This is a genomic window from Streptomyces sp. AN091965 (genome assembly GCF_022698285.1).
Taxonomy (GTDB): domain Bacteria; phylum Actinomycetota; class Actinomycetes; order Streptomycetales; family Streptomycetaceae; genus Streptomyces.
This window is the reverse complement of the sequence record NZ_JALDMY010000001.1, coordinates 4,355,099-4,375,142: the sequence shown is the minus strand read 5'-3', so window position 1 is coordinate 4,375,142 and position 20,044 is coordinate 4,355,099. Positions and strand designations below refer to the sequence as shown.

At 73.6% G+C, this 20,044-nt stretch carries 16 protein-coding genes; 10 read left to right on the top strand and 6 right to left on the bottom strand.

What is annotated here, in order from left to right; translation table 11 throughout:
- The first annotated feature begins 7 nt into the window (after window positions 1–7).
- Complete coding sequence (locus MQV74_RS18255) at window positions 8–1,204, top strand: serine hydrolase domain-containing protein (RefSeq protein ID WP_242718996.1); 1,197 nt, start codon at window positions 8–10, stop codon at window positions 1,202–1,204.
- A 177-nt stretch (window positions 1,205–1,381) separates the two neighbouring features.
- Here the strand turns inward: MQV74_RS18255 and MQV74_RS18250 are convergent, their stop codons facing one another.
- From MQV74_RS18250 to MQV74_RS18230, 5 genes are all read right to left on the bottom strand, one after another.
- Window positions 1,382–2,233 carry a DMT family transporter gene (locus MQV74_RS18250; protein ID WP_242718994.1) on the bottom strand — a complete coding sequence of 284 codons (852 nt, stop codon included), beginning with the start codon at window positions 2,231–2,233 and terminating at the stop codon, window positions 1,382–1,384.
- A complete protein-coding gene (locus MQV74_RS18245; RefSeq protein WP_242718992.1) occupies window positions 2,230–2,760 on the bottom strand; it encodes a YbaK/EbsC family protein in 531 nt (176 codons plus the stop codon). The genes MQV74_RS18250 and MQV74_RS18245 overlap by 4 nt, the downstream gene beginning before the upstream one ends.
- A gap of 168 nt (window positions 2,761–2,928) precedes the next feature.
- Window positions 2,929–4,662, bottom strand: coding sequence for a penicillin-binding transpeptidase domain-containing protein (locus tag MQV74_RS18240; RefSeq protein ID WP_242718990.1), 1,734 nt, complete (start codon window positions 4,660–4,662; stop codon window positions 2,929–2,931).
- A gap of 194 nt (window positions 4,663–4,856) precedes the next feature.
- Window positions 4,857–6,485, bottom strand: a complete 1,629-nt coding sequence (locus MQV74_RS18235) for a penicillin-binding transpeptidase domain-containing protein (RefSeq protein ID WP_242718988.1) — start codon at window positions 6,483–6,485, stop codon at window positions 4,857–4,859.
- Window positions 6,486–6,605: 120 nt separating this feature from the next.
- A complete protein-coding gene (locus MQV74_RS18230; RefSeq protein WP_242718986.1) occupies window positions 6,606–7,214 on the bottom strand; it encodes a hypothetical protein in 609 nt (202 codons plus the stop codon).
- A gap of 209 nt (window positions 7,215–7,423) precedes the next feature.
- On the opposite strand from MQV74_RS18230, the gene MQV74_RS18225 reads away from it, so the two are divergent.
- Window positions 7,424–8,191: a polysaccharide deacetylase family protein gene (locus MQV74_RS18225; protein WP_242718984.1), complete on the top strand. Its 768-nt coding sequence runs from the start codon at window positions 7,424–7,426 to the stop codon at window positions 8,189–8,191.
- Window positions 8,192–8,211: 20 nt separating this feature from the next.
- On the opposite strand, the gene MQV74_RS18220 is transcribed toward MQV74_RS18225, so the two are convergent.
- Complete coding sequence (locus MQV74_RS18220) at window positions 8,212–9,954, bottom strand: dolichyl-phosphate-mannose--protein mannosyltransferase (RefSeq protein WP_242718982.1); 1,743 nt, start codon at window positions 9,952–9,954, stop codon at window positions 8,212–8,214.
- 62 nt (window positions 9,955–10,016) lie between these two features.
- On the opposite strand from MQV74_RS18220, the gene rsmI reads away from it, so the two are divergent.
- The 8 genes from rsmI (at window position 10,017) to MQV74_RS18180 (ending at window position 20,007) form a co-directional block, all read left to right on the top strand.
- Complete coding sequence (gene rsmI, locus MQV74_RS18215) at window positions 10,017–10,934, top strand: 16S rRNA (cytidine(1402)-2'-O)-methyltransferase (RefSeq protein WP_308402281.1); 918 nt, start codon at window positions 10,017–10,019, stop codon at window positions 10,932–10,934.
- A 353-nt stretch (window positions 10,935–11,287) separates the two neighbouring features.
- On the top strand, window positions 11,288–11,716 hold the full coding sequence (locus tag MQV74_RS18210; RefSeq protein ID WP_242718980.1) for a hypothetical protein: 429 nt from the start codon (window positions 11,288–11,290) through the stop codon (window positions 11,714–11,716).
- A gap of 81 nt (window positions 11,717–11,797) precedes the next feature.
- Window positions 11,798–12,667 (top strand): TatD family hydrolase, encoded by an 870-nt coding sequence (locus tag MQV74_RS18205; RefSeq protein ID WP_242718978.1) that lies wholly within the window; start codon window positions 11,798–11,800, stop codon window positions 12,665–12,667.
- Window positions 12,668–12,826: 159 nt separating this feature from the next.
- Window positions 12,827–14,296: a resuscitation-promoting factor gene (locus tag MQV74_RS18200; RefSeq protein ID WP_242718976.1), complete on the top strand. Its 1,470-nt coding sequence runs from the start codon at window positions 12,827–12,829 to the stop codon at window positions 14,294–14,296.
- 83 nt (window positions 14,297–14,379) lie between these two features.
- On the top strand, window positions 14,380–15,249 hold the full coding sequence (rsmA, locus tag MQV74_RS18195; protein WP_242718974.1) for a 16S rRNA (adenine(1518)-N(6)/adenine(1519)-N(6))-dimethyltransferase RsmA: 870 nt from the start codon (window positions 14,380–14,382) through the stop codon (window positions 15,247–15,249).
- Complete coding sequence (locus MQV74_RS18190) at window positions 15,246–16,133, top strand: 4-(cytidine 5'-diphospho)-2-C-methyl-D-erythritol kinase (protein ID WP_242718972.1); 888 nt, start codon at window positions 15,246–15,248, stop codon at window positions 16,131–16,133. Before rsmA ends, MQV74_RS18190 begins: the two co-directional genes overlap by 4 nt.
- A 93-nt stretch (window positions 16,134–16,226) precedes the next feature.
- Window positions 16,227–18,032, top strand: coding sequence for an ABC-F family ATP-binding cassette domain-containing protein (locus MQV74_RS18185; RefSeq protein WP_242718971.1), 1,806 nt, complete (start codon window positions 16,227–16,229; stop codon window positions 18,030–18,032).
- A 145-nt stretch (window positions 18,033–18,177) separates the two neighbouring features.
- Window positions 18,178–20,007: an outer membrane protein assembly factor BamB family protein gene (locus MQV74_RS18180; RefSeq protein WP_242718969.1), complete on the top strand. Its 1,830-nt coding sequence runs from the start codon at window positions 18,178–18,180 to the stop codon at window positions 20,005–20,007.
- Window positions 20,008–20,044: the final 37 nt, after the last annotated feature.

Here is a 20,044-nt window from a genome sequence, read left to right as displayed (position 1 = left end):
CTCAGGTATGGACGCTGACGGAGTGGCTGTGGCGGGGGCGGACACCGACGTGCACGGCACGGTCGCCCCCGGGTACGAACCGGTCGGGGACGCCTTCCGGCGCACCTTCACCGCGCTCGGCGAGCGGGGCGCGGCGGTCGTCGTGTACCGCGACGGGCGGCGCGTGGTGAACCTGTGGGGCGGCACGCGCGCCGCCGACGCGCCCGCCCCCTGGGAGCCCGGCACCGCCCAGATCGTCCGCTCGGCCACCAAGGGCGTGGCCGCCGCCGCGCTGCTCCTGCTGCACCAGCGCGGGCGCCTCGACCTGGACGCGCCCGTGGGGGAGTACTGGCCGGAGTTCAAGGCGCGCGGCAAGGAGCGGGCGCTCGTGCGGCACGTGCTCGCCCACCGGGCCGGGGTGCCGGTCCTCGACCAGCCGCTGACCCCCGCCGAGGCGTACTCGCCCGACCTCGCGGCCGCGGTCGTCGCCGCGCAGGCGCCCGCGTGGGAGCCGGGCACCGACCACGGCTACCACGCGCACACCTTCGGCTGGCTCACCGGGGAGCTGGTGCGCCGCGTCACCGGCCGCGCCATCGGCGACTGGATCGCGGACGAGGTCGCGGGGCCGCTGGGCCTCGACCTGTGGCTCGGGCTCCCCGACGCCCAGGCCTCCCGGGTCGGGCGCCTCGGGCGCCTCACGGCCGACACCGGGCGCGGCGGGCTGCGCGCCCGGCCCAAGCCGGAGGTCGCCGCGGCGTACGCGGACCCCGCCTCCCTGACGCGGCGCGCCTTCGCGGTCATCGACCCGGCGCCCGACGAGAACGACCCCGCCTACCGTGCGGCCGCCCTGCCCGCCTCGAACGGCATCGCCACGGCCGACGGGCTCGCCCGCTTCTACGCCGCGCTCATCGGGGACGTCGACGGGGGCGGGCGCCTCTTCGAGCCTGCGACGCTGGCCCTCGCGCGCGGCGAGGCGTCCGCCGGGGCCGACCGGGTCCTCGTCACCCGCACCCGCTTCGGCCTCGGCTACATGCTGCACGGCCCCGCCGCCCCGCTCCTGACCCCGGGCTCCTTCGGCCACCCCGGCCGCGGCGGCACCCTCGCCCTCGCCGACCCCGCATCGGGCCTGTCCTTCGCCTACGTCACCCACACCATGGCCAAGGGCATCACCGCGGACGCCCGGCCCCAGGCCGTACTCCGGGCCTTGCGCACGGTGTCGGCGTAGCCCGCGTGGGACGCCCCTGGCCCGCCCCTTCCCGCTCCGGGGGCTCCGCCCCCGTACCCCCGGTCCTCAAACGCCGGACGGGCTGAAAGATCCAGCCCCTCCGGCGTTTGAGGAGCGGGGTCTGGGGCGGAGCCCCAGTTTCGGGAAGGGGTGGGCCTGGGGAGGCCCCCGGCAGGGTCAGCCCGCGTGCAGCATCAGCCCGATCCCCGCCACCATCACGCCCGCCGCAAGCATCCTCGGTGCCCCGAACCGCTCCTTGAAGAACACCGCCCCGATCCCCGCCCCCACGATGATCGAGGACTCCCGCAGCGCGGAGATCGGCGCGAGATCCGCCCGCGTCTGCGCCCACAGGACGAGCGCGTACGCGGAGACGGAGAGGGCCGCCCCGAGCAGCCCGAGCGGGGCCGCAGGGCGCACCCGCGCCACGAACCCCCCGCGCCACCGCCACAGCGCGTACAGCGGCACGACGGTGCCCTGCACGAGCATGAGCCAGGCGATGTACCCGAGGGACGAGCCGGACGCCCGTACGCCGAGCCCGTCCACGACGGTGTACGCCGCGATGGAGACGCCGGTGGTGAGCGCGGCGCCGAGCGCGGTCCAGTCGGGCCGCCGCCCGGAGCCCCGGATGCCCCACAGGGCGAGCCCGGTGAGCCCGGCCGAGCAGACGGCGACCCCGGCGGCCTGCCACCCGCCGGGCACCTCGCCCACGAACACGGCCGCGAGCACGGTCACCACCAGCGGCGCGGTGCCGCGCGCGATGGGGTAGGCCTGCCCGAAGTCCCCGAGCCGGTAGGACCACATGAGCAGCGCGTAGTAGCCGACGTGCAGGACGGCGGAGAGCAGCAGCCAGGGCCATGCCCCGGCGTCGGGGACCTCCACGACGGGGGCGAGCAGCAACCCGATGAGGGCGCCGCCGCCCGAGATGAGCGTGAAGCCGACGAGCTTGTCGGTGATGTGGTGGGCGAGCGCGTTCCAGGCGGCGTGGGTGACGGCGGCGAGCAGGACGGCCGCGGTGACCAGCGGGGTCATTGAGCGGTTCCGGCGGCCTCGCGCACGTCCACCAGGGTGCCCCCGGCGTGGGCGACGAGGGCCTCGGGAGCCATGGGGAACACCGTGTGCGGGGTGCCCGCGGCGGCCCACACCACGTCGTGCGCGAGCAGCGAACGGTCGGCGAGGACCCGGGTCCTGGTGGCGTGCCCGAAGGGCGGCACCCCGCCGATGGCGTACCCCGTGGTCTCCCGGACGAGGGCCGCGTCGGCCCGCGTGACCCGCCGCGCGCCGAGCTCCTGGCGCACCCGCTCGACGTCGACGCGCGAGGCGCCGTCCAGGAGGACGAGGACGGGCACCCCGTCCGCGGCGAAGACCAGGGACTTGCAGATCTGGCTCAGTGCGCAGCCGATCGCGGCGGCGGCCTCGGCGGCGGTCCGGGTCCGGTCGGGGAACCGCAGGACCGCGCCGGTCAGTTCGCCGAGGCCGAGCTCGCGCAGGGCCCGGGCGAATCGGGGGTGCGCGGGTGAACCGCCGGTGTCGTGCGCGTCGCTCGCAGAAGTACCCATGCGGCGCACGCTAGCGGTGCGTGTACGCGCCACGCGACCAGGTATCCGCGGAGCGGACGGCCCGCCCCGTCACCTGGCCGCCCCGTCACCCGGCCGCCCCGTCGCTCCGCGAGCCCGTCACCCCGCGGGCCCGTCACTTCGCCGGGCCGCCGCCCCGCCGCGCGGGCCTCAGCCTCCGGCCAGCAGCACCGCCCGCACCACCGGGCCCGCCGAGTCGCCGCCGTGCCCGCCGGCCTGGACCACCGCCGCCGCGGCCACGTCCCCGCGGTACGCCGTGAACCAGCCGTTGGGCTTCTTCTGCCCGTCGACCTCGGCGGAGCCGGTCTTCGCGCCGGAGTCGGAGCCGAGGCCCGACATCGGCTTGACCGCGGTGCCCGCGACCGCCGTGTAGTGCATGAGGTCGCGCAGGGCGGACGCCGTGGAGGGGGACATCTTCCGCGCGGCCGTCGCCAGCTTCCGCTTGTCCAGGGCGGGCGGGACCAGGTACGGCTGCCGGAACGTGCCGGACTTGACCGTCGCCGCCACCGACGCCATGTTCAGCGGGTTCATCCGCACCCCGCCCTGGCCGATGAGCGACGCCGCCATCTGCGCGTCCGACTGCACCGGCACTGCGCCGTCGAACGACGACACGCCGATCGACCAGTTGTCGTTGCCGAGCCCGAAGACGTCCCGGGCCTGCTTCGTCAGGTCGTCGTCGGAGAGCTTCTTCGCCTGGCTGATGAAGGCCGTGTTGCAGGAGCGTGCGAAGCTCGCCCGGAACGTGCCGTTCTTGATCTGGAACTTGTCGTCGTTCTGGAACTTCCAGCCGCCGTACGTCTCATACTTGGGGCAGGGGTGCTTCTTGTCGACGCCCGCGAGCTTCTTCTCCAGGAGCATCGCCGACGAGACGACCTTCATCGTGGAGCCGGGCGCGAGCGAGCCCTGGAAGGCCGTGTTGAAGCCGCCGGGGCTGGAGTTGGCGACGGCCAGGATCTCGCCGGTGCTCGGCTTCACCACCACGACGGACGCCCGCTTCCGCTTGGCCGTCTCCCGCTCGGCCGTCGCCTGCGCGGCGGGGCTGATCGTGGTCTTCAGGGTGCCCGGGGTGCCGGGCGCGAGCGTCAGGAGCGTCTTGTCGGGCGTCACCTTCGCGTCGTCGCTCTTGGTCTTCGTGCGCGCCGCGTCCCGCGCGTCCTTGCGCACGATCCGCAGCTCGATACCGCCGGTGCCGCCCGCCTTCTTGCCGTACTTGTCGCGCAGGCCGTCGAGGACCGTGCCGAGCGAGGGGTACTTCGCGGCGGTCAGCGGGCGTCCTTCGCGGTCCAGGGCCTTGATCGGCGGAGTGCCCGCCTCGCCGGTGACCAGGCGGTCGCCGGGCTTCAGCTCCGGGTGGACGACGGAGGGGCGCCAGTCGACGAGCGTGTGGCCGTCGGACGCCCGGCGCACCACCCGCAGCGCCGACGCGTACGCGTACGGCTTGCGGACCGTGCCGACCGCGCCCTCGGCCTTGCGGTTTCCCTCGTACGAGACCGTCGCCGCCGCCTTGAACGGCACCGTCGGGCTCGTGCGGCCCGCGGGCTTGCCCGGCGTGAGCCGCACCTTCGTCATCCGGGCGTCCTTCTGGTACGACCGCAGGGCCGTCCGGGCCGCCTCGCGGTCGTCCGTCAGCGCGGCCGCCCGGTCCACGTCGCCCGCGGCCCAGGCCGCGAGGAACCCCCGCGCGGTGGCGCGCACTTCCGCGGCCGTCGGCGGGCCCGACGCCACCGGCTTGCCGTCCGCCCCGCCGGAGCCGCCCTTCTCCGGCTCCCCGGCCAGGGCGTACGCGGCGAAGCCCACGCCGCACACGACGGCGACCGCGGCCCCGCCGAGCACGCCCGGACGACGCACCTTCTTGCGCTCGGCCACACGTCTTCTCTTGCCCACGAACCAGCCCTCCGCGATTCCCCGTCGGCCCCCGCCGCACTCTGCTCAACTCACCGAAGGCCCAACCTAGCGGCAGCCCGTCCGGGCACGGTTCGCAGTGTCGTTGGATTGGGTTATGTCCAGCCTGCGGGTCGTCTGTGGCTGGGCGCGCAGTTCCCCGCGCCCCTTCGGGGCGCGCCCCCCTCGGGGCCCGTTTAGCGCGTCGCTCGCAGGATCGCCGCTACGATCGGGCCCGCCGTGTCCCCGCCGTGGCCGCCCTCCTGGGCCATCGCTGCGGCCGCCACGTCACCGCGGTAGCCCGTGAACCAGCTGTTGGGCCGCGCCTGCCCGTCGACCTCCGCCGAGCCGGTCTTCGCGCCGACGTCGGGGCCGAGGCCCGCCATGGCCCGCGCGCCCGTGCCGGAGAGCGCGGTGCGCCGCAGCATCTGGCGCAGCTGGGCGACCGTGCTCCCGGACAGGCCGCGCGCGGTGGCCAGTTCGCCGTCGATGAACGACTTGGGCACGAGCACGGGCTGCCGGAAGGAGCCCGTCATCGCCGTGGCCGTCACCGACGCCAGGTTCAGCGGGTTGAGCTGCACCTCGCCCTGGCCGATGGCGTTCGCCGCCCGGTCGGGCCCGGTGGAGGCGGGCACGGAGCCGTCCGCGGAGGGGATGCCGGTGCGCCAGTCGCCGCGCCCCAGGCCGAAGTTGTCCCGCGCCTCCTCGGTGAGCGAGGCGTCGGTGAGCGGCTTCTCGTCGACGAGCTTCACGAACGCGGTGTTGCAGGAGCGCGCGAAGCTGTCCGCGAGCGTGGCCCCGTCGTCCGGCGCGAGGCCGGTGAGGTTGGTGAAGGTCTGGCTCTGCCAGGTCGCCGTCGACGGGCACGGCGCCGGGCCGCCCGCTTTGGTGACGCCCTTGTCGATGAGCATCGCCGCGGTCACGATCTTCATGGTGGAACCGGGCGCCAGCTCGCCCAGGAAGGCCGCGTTGAAGTCGTCCTCGCGGTGGTTGGCGACCGCGAGGACCTCACCGGTGCTCGGCTTGACCGCGACCACCGACGACTCGGGGTGCCGGGCGACCGCGTCCTCGGCGGCCCGCTGCGCGGCGGCGCTCAGCGTCGTCGGCAGCGTGCCGGGTCTGCCCTTGGCGAGCGTGAGCAGCGTCGTCGTGCCGGCGTCCGCCGAGGCCCGCTTCACATACAGCTCGATCCCCGGGCGGCCGCCCGCCTTCTCGCCGTACGCCGTCCGCAGCTGCGCGAGCACCGGCGCGAGCGAGGGGTGGGCGTCGGGCGTCAGGACCCTGCCGTCGCGGTCCACGGCCCTGATGGGCGGCGCCGAGGCCTCGCCCGTCTCCAGGCTCTCGCCCTCGTGCAGCCGGGGGTGCACGACGGATGCCTCCCAGTCGACCAGTGGCCGCCCGGTGCTCCGGCCGCGCACGACCTCGAACGACGACTCGTACGCCAGGCTCTTGGACGTGCCCCCGTACGACACGGTCGCGCGTACCGAGAACGGCACGCGCGTGCCGTCGATCCGACCCGGCGTCAGGCGCACGCGGCGGATGTGCGCGTCCTCGCGGTAGCCGGTCAGGGCGCGCGCGGCGCTCTCCGCGTCGTTCGTGTACACGGCCGCCGTGTCCGCGTCCCCCTTCGCCCATGCCGCGAGGAACGTCCGCGCGGTGTCGCGGACCTCCTTCGCGTCGAGCGGTTTCTTCCGCGCCGCCGCGGGCGATGCCGAACCGCCGTCGTCGTTCAGCGCGTTCACCACGTTGTACGTGCCGTATCCGGCGCCCCCCACCATGACGGCGAAGACCCCGCCGACGATGACGCTCTTCACCCGTTTGCTCATGAAGCGCTCCCTCCCCAGGAATGGCCTCACTTTAGGAGCAGGAACGCCGCCCCACCCCGGCTTTCCCCAGGGCGGGTCCGTCTTGGCCGGATCTCCGGCCGAATTCTCGATCGCTATGTGTCAGGAAGAATGGCTGGACCGGTACGGATCGGACAGAACCGAATGGGGCGCGGGAAACGCCAATTGGGTCCGTACGGCCCCGACGAATTCCGCCCGCGCCCGAGCGAGGTCCCCCCAGCCGGAGTCGATCCGCCTCACCTGCTCGCCCAGGGCGTCCGCGTCGCCGGACGCGAACGCCGCGAGCCAGTGCACGAACAGTCGGTGCTGGGTGTGCGCCGTGTCGGTGATCCCTTGCGCGGCGGTGACGATGTCGTCGGGCCCCCACAGCTCCAAGTGCCCCGCCACGACCGTCAGGTCGAGGGTGGCATCGGTCAGTTCGCCGATCTCGTCGCTCGACACCGCGCGGTCCGCCCTGACGTGGGATCCACACACGCTCGCCGCCCGCGAATAGCGGCTGAACGCGTCGAAGACGTCGGTGCACGCCTGGCGGCGCTGGTCCCTGACCCACTGTTGATGGTCGACGGACGACTGCGCCTGGACCTGCGTCCGAGCTGCTTCGATGGTCTTCTGCGCGCCGATGCGGGCCCCGTAGGCCGTGGCAAGTCCCCCTACCCCGGCCCCGATGAGCCCTGCGATGCCCGCGGCCAGCCCGGCGATGCCCTGATCCATCGCAGCATTCTCGGTCCGCGTCGGCGCGGAGGCGAGCGATCGAGTCGATCCGTGCGGTTCCGGCCGCCGTTCGCGGGGGAGTTGTCCGCGAAATCTCCCGGAATTGTCCGTGATCCGTAACAGCGGGATCCTCCGGCCGCCCCGCCCCCTCTTGCCGTGCGGTCGCGAGGGTGACCGGGGATCGGCTGGGGACTGTGAGAGGGGCGGACATGGCGCGGCACAGCGGCGGGCGGGGCTGGTACGGCAAGGTGGTCGGGGCGGCGCTCGGGGTGATGCTGCTCGCCACCGGCGCCTCGGTGTGGACCGCGCAGGCCGGTGGCACGGAGGACGCGGCACCGCGGGCGACCGGCCCCGGCAAGTCCGCCGTCAAGCCGGTCTCGGAGTCCATCGCGCACGCCTCGGAGAAGGGCAAGCGCGCCGTCAACATCACCATCGACGACGGCCCCGACCCCAAGTGGACCCCGCCGATGCTCGACCTGCTGCGCCAGTACGACGTGAAGGCCACGTTCTGCATGGTGGGCACGCAGGCGCAGGCCCACCCGGACCTCGTCAAGAAGGTGGTGGCGGAGGGGCACCGGCTGTGCGACCACTCGGTGTCGCACAACACCGCCATGGACAAGGACTCCCAGGCCTACCAGTCGCAGCAGATACTCGACGCCGAGCGCATGATCACCAAGGCGTCCGGGGGCGTGCGGCCGATGTACTACCGGGCACCCGGCGGGGCCTTCACCCCCTACAGCCGCAAGCTCGCCGCCTCCCGCGGCATGCGCCCGCTGGGCTGGAACGTGGACACCAAGGACTTCGAGCGGCCCGGCACGGACGCCATCGTCGCCACCGTCCAGCGGGAGCTGCCCAACGGCCCGACGCTCCTCTTCCACGACGCGGGCGGCGACCGCACCCAGACCGTCGAGGCCCTGCGCCGCCTCCTGCCCTGGCTCAAGGGGCAGGGCTACTCCTTCGGCTTCCCCGTGCGCTGAACCCCGCCCCCGCCGCCCGCTCAGACCCAGGTGTCCAGCCACATCCGCGAGCGCCACGAGTCGATGGGGATCGCGGTGCCCGTGTAGATCGGCCAGAAGTAGATGAAGTTCCAGAAGATCAGCAGGACCAGGACGCCCGCGCTCGCCGCGCCCGCCACCCGGCGCCGCTCGCTGGAGCCCGGCGGCCCGATCAGCGCGCCCACGAGCATCGCCACGGCCAGGCACAGGAACGGCACGAAGACCACGGCGTAGAAGTAGAAGATGGTCCGTTCCTGGTACATGAACCACGGCAGATAGCCCGCCGCGACCCCGCAGACGATCGCGCCCGCGCGCCAGTCCCTGCGGAAGAACCACCGCCACAGCACGTAGAGCAGCGCGGCGCCCGCCGCCCACCACAGCAGCGGGGTGCCGAGGGCGAGGACCTCGCGGGCGCACTTCTCCTTGGTGTCGGCCGGGCAGCCGTCCTTGCCGGGCAGCGGCGACTCGTAGAAGTACGAGACGGGACGGCCGTCGACGATCCAGCTCCACGGGTTCGACTGGTAGGTGTGCGGCGAGGACAGGCCGACGTGGAAGTCGTACACCTTGTTCTCGTAGTGCCACAGGCTGCGCAGCCAGTCCGGGAGCCAGGTGAAGCTGCCGCCCTTGCCGTCCGTCGCCGCCCAGTTGCGGTAGTAGCCGCCGGTGCCGTCGCTCGGCGAGAGGATCCAGCCGAGCCAGGAGAGCAGATACGTGCCGACGGCGACCGGCACCGTCGCGACGAACGCGGGCAGGACGTCCAGCCTGAGCACCGCCGCGTACGGCCGCCGCGCCCCGGCCACGCGGCGCGCGCCCACGTCCCAGGCCACGGTCATCAGGCAGAAGAACACCATGACGTACAGGCCGTTCCACTTGGTCGCGAAGGCCAGGCCGAGGCAGAGCCCGGCCGCCCAGCGCCACGGCCGCCACCCCAGGCGCGTGGTCTCGGCGACGCGCCGGTCCGGGCGCACCGCGCCGTCGGCGTCCAGCGGCAGCGCCGCCGCGAGCCGGGCGCGCGCCCGGTCCCGGTCCACCAGGAAGCAGCCGAACGCGGCAAGCACGAAGAACATGAGGACCTGGTCGAGCAGCGCGGTCCGGCTCATCACGAAGTGCAGCCCGTCCACGGTGAGCAGCGCGCCCGCGACACAGCCGAGGAACGTGGAGCGGAACAGGCGCCGCCCGATCCGGCACAGCATCAGGACCGAAAGGGTGCCGAGCACCGCCGTCATGAACCGCCAGCCGAACGGATCGAAGCCGAACAGCCACTCGCCGATGCCGATCACGTACTTGCCGACCGGCGGATGCACCACGTACGCGGCGTCCGTGGGCAGCGCGATGCCGTCGCCCTGCTGGATGACCGTGTCGTTGATCTTGTCGGGCCAGCTCAGCTCGTAGCCGCGGTGGATCAGTGCCCAGGCGTCCTTGGCGTAGTACGTCTCGTCGAATATCACCGCCTTCGGGCTGCCCAGGTTCCAGAACCGCAGCAGGCCCGCGACGAGAGCCACCAGGATCGGCCCGCCCCAGCCCGACCAGCGCGTCACCCGCCGCGCGGCGGCCGGGGGCACCCCGAGCGCCGCCCAGATCCGCGAGCTCGGTTCGGCGTACGGCGGGACGAGCCGCGCCCGCACGTCGGCCCCGGTCCGGGCCGCGTGGCCGAAGCGGCGCAGTCTGCGGTGCCAGGGCGACGGCTGCTGTTCCTCGGCTCGGCGGCCCTCACGAGTGTCCGGGGACGACGCGGTACTGGTCACCGCGCCATCGTAGGGAACCAGACTGTGACAGTCCCGCTGCCCGCCCCTGCGAGGATGGAACCGTGACAGGAAGCGCAGACCCCAGCCCCGACGGCACGCCCGGCACCACGCCCGCGGGCTCTCCCGACACCGCCGGCACGCTCGTCCTCGCGGGCACCCCCATCGGCGACCCCGCGGACGCCCCGCCCCGGCTCGCGGCCGAACTGGAGCGCGCCGACGTCGTGGCCGCCGAGGACACCCGCAGGCTCAAGCGGCTCACGCAGGCGCTCGGCGTGAGCGTGGGCGGCCGCGTGGTGTCGTACTTCGAGGGCAACGAGTCGGCGCGCACGCCCGAGCTCGCCGACGCGCTCGAAGGCGGCGCGCGGGTGCTGCTCGTCACCGACGCGGGCATGCCGTCGGTCTCCGACCCCGGCTACCGCCTGGTCGCCGCCGCCGTCGAGCGCGGCATCCGGGTCACCGCGGTGCCCGGCCCCTCGGCCGTCCTGACCGCGCTCGCGCTCTCCGGGCTTCCCGTGGACCGGTTCTGCTTCGAGGGCTTCCTGCCCCGCAAGGCGGGCGAACGCCTCGCCCGGCTCCGCGAGTCCGCCGACGAGCGGCGCACCCTCGTGTACTTCGAGGCCCCGCACCGCCTGGCCGACGCCCTCGCCGCGATGGCCGAGGCCTTCGGGCCCGAGCGCCGGGCCGCCGTGTGCCGCGAGCTGACCAAGACGTACGAGGAGGTCCGCCGCGGCCCCCTCAAGGAGCTCGCCGAGTGGGCGGCCGACGGGGTGCGCGGCGAGATCACCGTCGTCGTCACGGGCGCGCCCGAGCGCGGCGCCGACGAGCTCGACGACGACGAGCTGGTGCGCCGGGTCCGGGTGCGCGAGGAGGCGGGGGAGCGGCGCAAGGAGGCGATCGCCGCGGTGGCCGCCGACGCCGGGCTCCCCAAGCGGCGTGTTTTCGACGCCGTGGTCGCGGCGAAGCACGCGCCTGGGGCGTGACGCGAGACGGGTGCGACAGCGTGTGCGCAGGGGCGTGAGATACCGGCGCACACGCTTGCTACCTGCACCTTTTCTGTCCTCGCCGGGCTTTGGGTACGCGGGGGTTTTATTCCTCCGAGCGGCCCATCGCCTGGCAAAGGACTATCGTGAAAGGCAAAAGCGCGGGCCCCGCGTCCGGCCGAATTCCTATGGGAATGCCAAATCGGGCCCAACAGTGCACAGGTCTGGTGCACTCGCTGCGGGAAAGGCGTCCACTGGTGGTCAGGGACGCACCCGTCCCTCGCCGCCAGGCCCGGGTCCGGGCAGGACGCTCCGGGCCGGTGGCGCTTGTCCTGCGGACAAGAGGAGCTCGCATGAGTGAGATCGCAGACACCGGTCACCGCACGGCTGTCGACGTCGTCCATGAGTCCTACGCGTTCGCCTGCATGCGCTGCGGGCACGGCTGGGAACAGTCGTACGAGATAGAGCACCACGTGGACGCCAAGGGGCAGGAGTTCGTGATGTATCTGGCGGGCGGGCAGCGCGTGCCGTCCCCGCTCACCCGGCCCACCTGCCTGAACTGCGGGGGCCACGTCGTACGGATCATGCGCGCGGGCCAGGTGTCGACCGTGCGGTCCGCTCTGGAGTCCATGCACCGCCAGCCCCACACCGAGCACCCGCCGTCGGCCACGAAGGTCCCGGCGAGCGACGGCTCCGCCGAGGCCGCCGAGGACCCCGCCAAGCACCACTGGCACCTCTCGGACCTGCTGCACCCCTTCCAGAACCACCGCAAGGCGGGCTGAGGCCCGCCGCGGCCAGGGGGCGGGGCGCGGGGCCCGACGGCCGGGCTCCGGGGAGACGGCCGGGCTCCGTAGGATCGGGGCATGCCCGCCGACACCACCCCGCCCCCGGCCCCCGCCCCGCTCAGGGTCCCGGTCGCCGACTCCCACACCCACCTGGACATGCAGTCCTCCACCGTCGACGAGGCGCTCGCCAAGGCCGCGGCGGTGGGCGTCACCACGGTCGTCCAGGTCGGCTGCGACGTCGCCGGGTCCCGCTGGGCCGCCGAGACCGCCGCCGCGCACACCGCCGTCCACGCGGCAGTGGCCCTTCACCCGAACGAGGCGCCGCGCATCGTGCACGGCGACCCCGACGGCTGGTCGCGGCAGGGGGCCCGTGCCGCCGGAGGCGAGGCCGCGCTCGACGAGGCTCTCGCCGAGATCGACCGGCTCGCCGCGCTGCCGCACGTCAAGGGCGTCGGCGAGACCGGCCTCGACCACTTCCGCACCGGCCCCGAGGGCATGGCCGCGCAGGAACGGTCCTTCCGCGCCCACATCGAGATCGCCAAGCGGCACGGCAAGGCCCTGGTCATCCACGACCGCGAGGCCCACGACGACGTGCTGCGCATCCTCAAGGAGGAGGGCGCCCCCGAGCGCACCGTCTTCCACTGCTACTCCGGCGACGCCGCGATGGCCGAGGTGTGCGCGGAGCACGGCTACTTCATGTCCTTCGCGGGCAACGTCACCTTCAAGAACGCGGGACACCTGCGCGCCGCCCTCGCCGTGGCCCCGCGGGAGCTCGTCCTCGTCGAGACCGACGCCCCGTTCCTGACCCCCGCGCCCTACCGCGGACGGCCCAACGCCCCTTATCTCATTCCGGTCACGCTGCGCGCCATGGCCGAGGTGCGGGGCGTCGACGAGGACACCATGGCCGAGGCGGTCTCGGCGAACACGGCCCGTGCCTTTGATTACTGATCGATAACGACCGAAGCGTTCCAGGGCCTGACAGCCTGGGGCAGTGCCGCGACACAGAGTAGTCACCCTGCTTTGGAGAGTGACGGCCGCTCCGCTAGGTTCTGCAAGCCGATCTGCACATGGCTTGTCAGTGGTTCACATGTCAGCTGGAGCGTCGCCGTGAGCACACCGCAGTACGAGACGTATGGGCAGGCGCCGTTCGCGCCCCACGAGCCGTACGGGGGCGGCGCGGCCGCCGTGGGGCACGGAGGGTACGAGGATCCGTACCGGCCGGCGTACGAAATGGCCCCGGGGGCCGGGGAGTACGGCGCGTACGCGGTCGGCGGGGACGGGAGCGCGCCCGGCGGCCCGGAGTACGGCGGATACGCCGAGCACGTCGAGTACGCCGGGGCCGTGGACGCCCCGGCGCTCGCCGAGCCCGCCCAGGACGCCGATGCCGACGTCGACGCCGCGCCCCTGCTGCCCCGGCAGGCCGAAGGGCCCCGGAGCGCGGGGCGCGCCCGGGCCCGCCGCGCCGCGCGGCGCAAGCGGGGCGGCGAGCGGCCCGACGGCCTGCGCAGGCTCGTCCCGCAGGCCCTCGTCGTCGCCTTCCTCGCGGGCGGCACCTCCGCCTTCGTCGCCAACGACAAGGCCATCCAGCTCAGCGTCGACGGCAAGTCCCGCACCCTGCACACCTTCGCCGACGACGTCGGGGAACTCCTCGCCGACGAGGGCGTGGACGTCGGCACCCACGACATCGTGGCGCCCACCGCCGGGACCGTGCTCGCCAGCGGCGACGAGATCGCCGTCCGCTACGGCCGCCCCGTGCGGCTCACCCTCGACGGCAAGAGCCGCCAGGTGTGGACCACCGCCCGCACCGTCGACGGCGCGCTGCGCCAGCTCGGCGTGCGCGCCGAGGGCGCCTATCTGTCGGCCTCGCGCAGCAAGCGCATCGCCCGCGAGGGCCTCGAACTCGACGTCCGCACCGAGCGCACCGTGACCGTCATGGCCGACGGCCGGGCCCGCACCCTCCGCACCAACGCCGCGACCGTCCACGAGGCCGTGGAGGAGTCCGGCGTCACCCTGCGCGGCTCCGACACGACGTCCGCGCCGCCCGACAGCTTCCCGCGCGACGGGCAGACCATCACCGTCATGCGCATCTCCGGCCGCAAGGAGGTGCGCGAGGAGGTCATCCCCTTCGAGGTCCGCAAGACCGAGGACGCCTCGCTCCTGCGCGGCACGGAGGCCGTGGTGCAGGCCGGGCACACCGGGGCCCGGCGGGTCACCTACGCGCTGCGCACCGTCAACGGCGTGAAGCAGAAGCCGCGGCGCATCAAGAGCGAGGTGGTGCGCGAGCCGCAGACGCGCATCGTGAAGGTCGGCACCAAGGCCCCGCCCACGTCCGTGCCCGGGGCCGACGGGCTCGACTGGGGCGCCCTCGCGACCTGCGAGTCCGGGGGGCGGCCCAACGCGGTCGACCCCTCCGGCACCTACGGCGGGCTCTACCAGTTCGACACGCGCACCTGGCAGGGCCTCGGCGGCTCCGGACGCCCGCAGGACGCCCCCGCCGCCGAGCAGACCCACCGCGCGAAGAAGCTCTACGTCCAGCGCGGCGCGAGCCCCTGGCCGCACTGCGGCAAACGCCTGTAGCCCCCGGGGCCCGGCCGGCGGCCACCACCGGGGCGGACGCCGCGTGGCCCGGGGCCGGGGCGGGGCGCGGATACCCTGGGGCGGTGAGTAGCACCGAGCACGACGCCCTCCTGGGCCCCGCCGACATCCGCGAGCTGGCCGCGACCCTCGGCGTCCGGCCGACCAAGCAGCGCGGCCAGAACTTCGTCATCGACGCGAACACCGTCCGCCGCATCGTCCGCACCGCGGAGGTCCGCCCCGACGACGTCGTGGTCGAGGTGGGCCCGGGCCTCGGCTCGCTGACCCTCGCGCTCCTGGAGACGGCCGCGCACGTCACCGCCGTGGAGATCGACGACGTGCTTGCCGGGGCCCTCCCGGCGACGATCGCGGCCCGGCTCCCGGCGAAGGCGGACTCCTTCGCCCTCGTGCACAGCGACGCCATGCTGGTGCGCGAGCTGCCGGGCCCCGCCCCGACGGCCCTGGTCGCGAACCTCCCGTACAACGTCGCCGTCCCCGTGCTCCTGCACATGCTGGACACCTTCCCCAGCCTGGAGCGCACCCTCGTGATGGTGCAGGCCGAGGTCGCCGACCGCCTCGCCGCCGCCCCCGGCTCGAAGGTGTACGGCGTTCCCTCCGTGAAGGCCAACTGGTACGCGGACGTCAAGCGCGCGGGCGCCATCGGGCGCAACGTCTTCTGGCCCGCGCCGAACGTCGACTCCGGCCTCGTGTCCCTGGTCCGGCGCGCCGAGCCGGTGAAGACCTCGGCCTCGAAGCGGGAGGTGTTCGCCGTCGTGGACGCCGCCTTCGCCCAGCGCCGCAAGACGCTGCGGGCCGCCCTCGCGGGCTGGGCGGGCTCCGCCGCCGCGGCCGAGGCCGCCCTGGTCGCCGCGGGCGTGTCCCCGCAGGCGCGCGGCGAGTCCCTGACCGTCGAGGAGTTCGCGCGGATCGCCGAGCACAAGGGGGCCGCGGCGTGAGCGTCACCGTCCGCGTCCCCGCGAAGGTCAACGCGCAGCTCGCCGTGGGCCCCGCCCGCCCCGACGGCTTCCACGACCTCGCCAACGTCTTTCTCGCCGTCGGCCTGTACGACGAGGTGACGGTGGCGCCCGCCGACGAGCTGCGCGTCACCTGCTCGGGCCCGGACGCCGCCCAGGTGCCCCTGGACCGCACCAATCTCGCGGCCCGCGCGGCCCTCGCCCTCGCCGAGCGCCACGGCCGCTCCGCCGACGTGCACATCCACATCGCCAAGGACATCCCCGTCGCGGGCGGCATGGCGGGCGGCAGCGCGGACGGCGCGGGCGCCCTGCTCGCCTGCGACGCGCTCTGGGGGACCGGCGCGTCCCGGGCCGAGCTGCTCGACATCTGCGCCGAGCTCGGCAGCGACGTGCCGTTCAGCCTGGTCGGTGGCGCCGCCCTCGGCACCGGGCGCGGCGAGCGGCTCCAGGAGCTGGAGGTGGGCGGCGACTTCCACTGGGTGTTCGCCCTCGCCGACGGCGGCCTCTCCACGCCCGCCGTGTACCGCGAGTTCGACCGCCTCACCCCCGACGCCCCCGCCCCGCAGGCCTCGGCGGCCCTCCTGGAGGCGCTGCGCACCGGCGACGCCACGGCCCTCGCGGGCGCCCTGTCGAACGACCTCCAGGCCGCCGCGCTGTCCCTGTTCCCCGCGCTCGCCGACACCCTGGCGGCGGGCACCGCGGCGGGCGCCCTGGCCGCCCTGGTCTCCGGCTCGGGCCCGACGACCGCCTTCCTGGTCAAGGACGCGGACGCCGCCGAGCAGGTCGCCGCCGCCCTGCGCGCGTCCGGCACCTGCCGCACGGCCCGCGCGGCGACCTCGCCCGCGCCCGGGGCCGAGGTCCGCTAGCTCCGCCGGCTCCGCGCGCTCCTCGCGCCGGAGCACCGTGCGGCGGGCGACTACGCTGGACGGTCGGGTTCGTCTTCCGTCGTCAGGAGTGAAATGGCCGTCAACCTCGTCAACGTCGAGGCAGTCAGCAAGGTGTACGGCACCCGCGCGCTGCTCGACGGCGTCTCGCTCGGCGTCTCCGAGGGCGACCGCATCGGCGTCGTCGGGCGCAACGGTGACGGCAAGACGACCCTCATCCGGATGCTCGCCAAGCTGGAGGATCCCGACACCGGGCGCGTCACGCACAGCGGCGGCCTGCGCCTCGGCGTGCTGACCCAGCACGACTCGCTCGATCCCGAGGCGACCGTGCGGCACGAGGTCATCGGTGACCTCGCCGACCACGAGTGGGCCGGGAACGCCAAGATCCGGGACGTCCTCACGGGCCTCTTCGGCGGCCTCGACCTGCCGGGCTTCCCGCAGGGCCTCGACACCGTCATCGGCCCGCTGTCCGGCGGCGAGCGCCGCCGCATCGCGCTCGCCCAGCTGCTCATCGCCGAGCAGGACCTGATCGTCCTCGACGAGCCCACCAACCACCTCGACGTGGAGGGCATCTCCTGGCTCGCCCGGCACCTGCGCGAGCGCCGCTCGGCGCTCGTGTGCGTGACGCACGACCGCTGGTTCCTCGACCAGGTGTGCACCCGCATGTGGGACGTCCAGCGCGGAGACGTCTTCGAGTACGAGGGCGGCTACTCCGACTACGTCTTCGCGCGCGCCGAGCGCGAGCGCATCGCCGCCACCGAGGAGACCAAGCGGCAGAACCTGGTCCGCAAGGAGCTGGCGTGGCTGCGCCGCGGCGCCCCGGCCCGCACCTCCAAGCCGCGCTTCCGCGTCGAGGCCGCCAACGAGCTGATCAAGGACGTGCCGGCGCCGCGCGACACCAGCGAGCTGATGAAGTTCGCCACCACGCGGCTCGGCAAGACCGTCTTCGACCTGGAGGACGTGTCCGTCCAGGCCGGTCCCAAGCTGCTCCTGAAGCACCTGACGTGGCAGCTCGGCCCGGGCGACCGCATCGGCCTGGTGGGGGTGAACGGCGCGGGCAAGACCTCGCTCCTGCGGGCCATGGCGGACGCCGCCCGCTCCGAGGGCGAGACGCAGCCCGTGGCCGGCCGGATCGCCGTCGGCAAGACCGTGAAGCTCGCCTACCTCTCCCAGGAGGTCGCCGAGCTGGACCCGGCCACGCGCGTCCTGGAGGCCGTGCAGCAGGTGCGCGAGCGCGTCGACCTCGGCAAGGGCCGGGAGATGACCGCGGGCCAGCTGTGCGAGACGTTCGGCTTCAGCAAGGAGAAGCAGTGGACGCCGGTCGGCGACCTGTCCGGCGGTGAGCGCCGCAGGCTCCAGCTCCTTCGCCTCCTCATGGACGAGCCGAACGTGCTGTTCCTCGACGAGCCCACCAACGACCTCGACATCGAGACCCTGACGCAGCTGGAGGACCTGCTCGACGGCTGGCCCGGATCGATGATCGTGATCTCCCACGACCGGTTCTTCGTCGAGCGCACCACGGACCGGGTGCACGCGCTGCTCGGCGACGCCACGATGCGGATGCTGCCGCGCGGCATCGACGAGTACCTGGAGCGCAGGCAGCGGATGACCGAGGCCGCGGCCCCGGCGCCCGCCGCGCGGCCCGAGCCGGAGACCAAGGCGGCCTCCGCCGCCGACGTGCGCGCCGCGAAGAAGGAACTGGCGAAGATCGAGCGGCAGCTGGACAAGATCTCGGCCAAGGAGAGCACCCTCCACGCGCAGATCGCCGATAACGCCACAGACTTCGAGAAGGTGGCCAAACTGGACGCCGAACTGCGCGAACTCGGCAGCGAGCGTGAAGAGTTGGAAATGCGCTGGCTGGAGCTCGCGGAGAACGCGTGAGCATCGCATAACAGACGCATCACGGGCCGGTCCGCCCTTGGGTACAGGGTCAGGACCGGTCCCGGCCATGGCTTGATTGGAGTGATAGAAAGGTCGGCCTGAGCACCACTTGGCGTGCCGAAAATCAGTGAAGGGGGAAGCGCTGATGACTCAGCCGCCCAATCAGCCGCCGCACGGCGGCTTCGGAGCTCCACAGGATCCACAGGACCCGCGGCAGCCCGGCCCGCCGCAGCCGCCGACGCCTCCCGCGGGTCCGCCGCAGTCGCCTCCCCCGGCCCCGCAGCCCGGCTACGGCCAGCCCCAGCAGCCGCCCGCGCAGGCGGGCGCGTACGGCTATCCGCAGCAGCCCGGCCCGTACGGCCAGCCCTCACAGCCCGGCCCCTACGGCCAGCCCCAGCAGCCGGGCCCGTACGGCCAGCCCCCGCAGCCCGGTTACGGCCAGCCGCAGCAGCCCGGTCCCTACGGCCAGCCCCAGCAGCCCGCCGGCTACGGCTTCCCGCAGCAGCAGTACCCGGGCGGCCCGGCCACCCCGCCGCCGCCCGGCGGCGGCAAGGGCCCCTTCAAGCGCAAGACCGTGGTGATCATCGGGGCCGCGGTGGCCACCCTGCTCGTCGCGGGCGGCGCGGTGTACGCGCTCACCAGCGGCGGCGACGAGAAGAAGTCCGAGTCCAAGAAGAAGGGCCCCAAGCCCACCGCCTCCGCCCCGGTCAACCCGGGCGACGGCAGCGGCGACGGCCACGCGGGCAAGGAGGACCTCAACGAGGGCCGCAAGCCCGGCGAGTCGAAGGTCCTCTGGTACAAGGAGGCCCCCAAGGCCCCCGGCAAGGGCGCCGACGCCCCCGGCATGTGGGTCCAGGACGGCGTCGCCGTGAAGGCCGTCTACAAGGAAGTCCTCGGCTACGACGTCGAGTCGGGCAAGCCCGCCTGGCCCGCCCTCGAACTGCCCCAGGACATCTGCGCGGCGTCCAAGCAGGTCAGCGAGGACGGCAAGGTCGTCATCGCGTACAAGGGCGGCACGAAGAGCGACGCCAAGTGCGACCAGCTCCAGGTCGTCGACCTGAAGACGGGCGAGAAGGGCTGGAAGAAGCAGATCAAGGAGGAAGGTCTCTTCGACTCCACGCTCAGCATCGAGCTGACCATCACCGGCGACACGCTGATGGTCGGCCGCTCGCAGTCCGGCACCGCGTACAGCATGAGCGGCGGCGACGAGCTCTTCGTCTCCCGCAAGAAGGACGAGGGCACCTGCTTCCCGAACGGCTTCACCGGCGGTGACCGGATGCTGCGGGCGCTGTCCTGCGGCGCCAGCACGCCCACCGAGCACGACGAGATCCAGGAGCTGGACCCGAAGACGGGCAAGGCCAAGTGGACGAAGAAGTTCCCCAAGGGCTGGCGTCTGAACAAGGTCTACTCCACCACCCCGGCCGTCCTCTACCTCACCAACGAGGACAAGAAGCAGTGGAACATCACCACGCTCAAGCCGGGTAGCTCCGCGACCCGTTCCGAGGTCCGGGTCAACGAGGACTTCGCACCCGAGTGCGGCTGGGGCGGCGTCATGGTGAGCGACCTCCAGGGCTGCGAGGGCGCCGTCGCCGACGACACGTACCTCTACCTGCCGACCAAGAAGACGAGCGGCGCCAACGAGATCGTCGCGATCGGTCTGAACACCGGCAAGGCGAACTGGCGCGTCAAGTCGCCGTCGGACACCTCGATGATGCCGATGAAGATGCAGGACGGCAGGCTCGTCGCCTACGTCAAGCCGTCGTACAGCAGCGGCGGCCAGGTCGTCTCCATCGCGCCGAGCGGCTCGCACGCGCCGAAGACGCTCCTCAAGAACCCCGAGGGCACGGCGAGGATCGAGAACGGCTTCTTCTCGAAGGCGATCGACTACGTGGACGGGCGCTTCTACCTCTCCACCACGCGCCTGTCCGGCAGCGCGCAGGGCCGCGAGAAGCTGATGCTCGCCTACGGCAAGTGACCCTCCCCCTCGCCTCGTTCCCCTTCCGTCCCCCCAA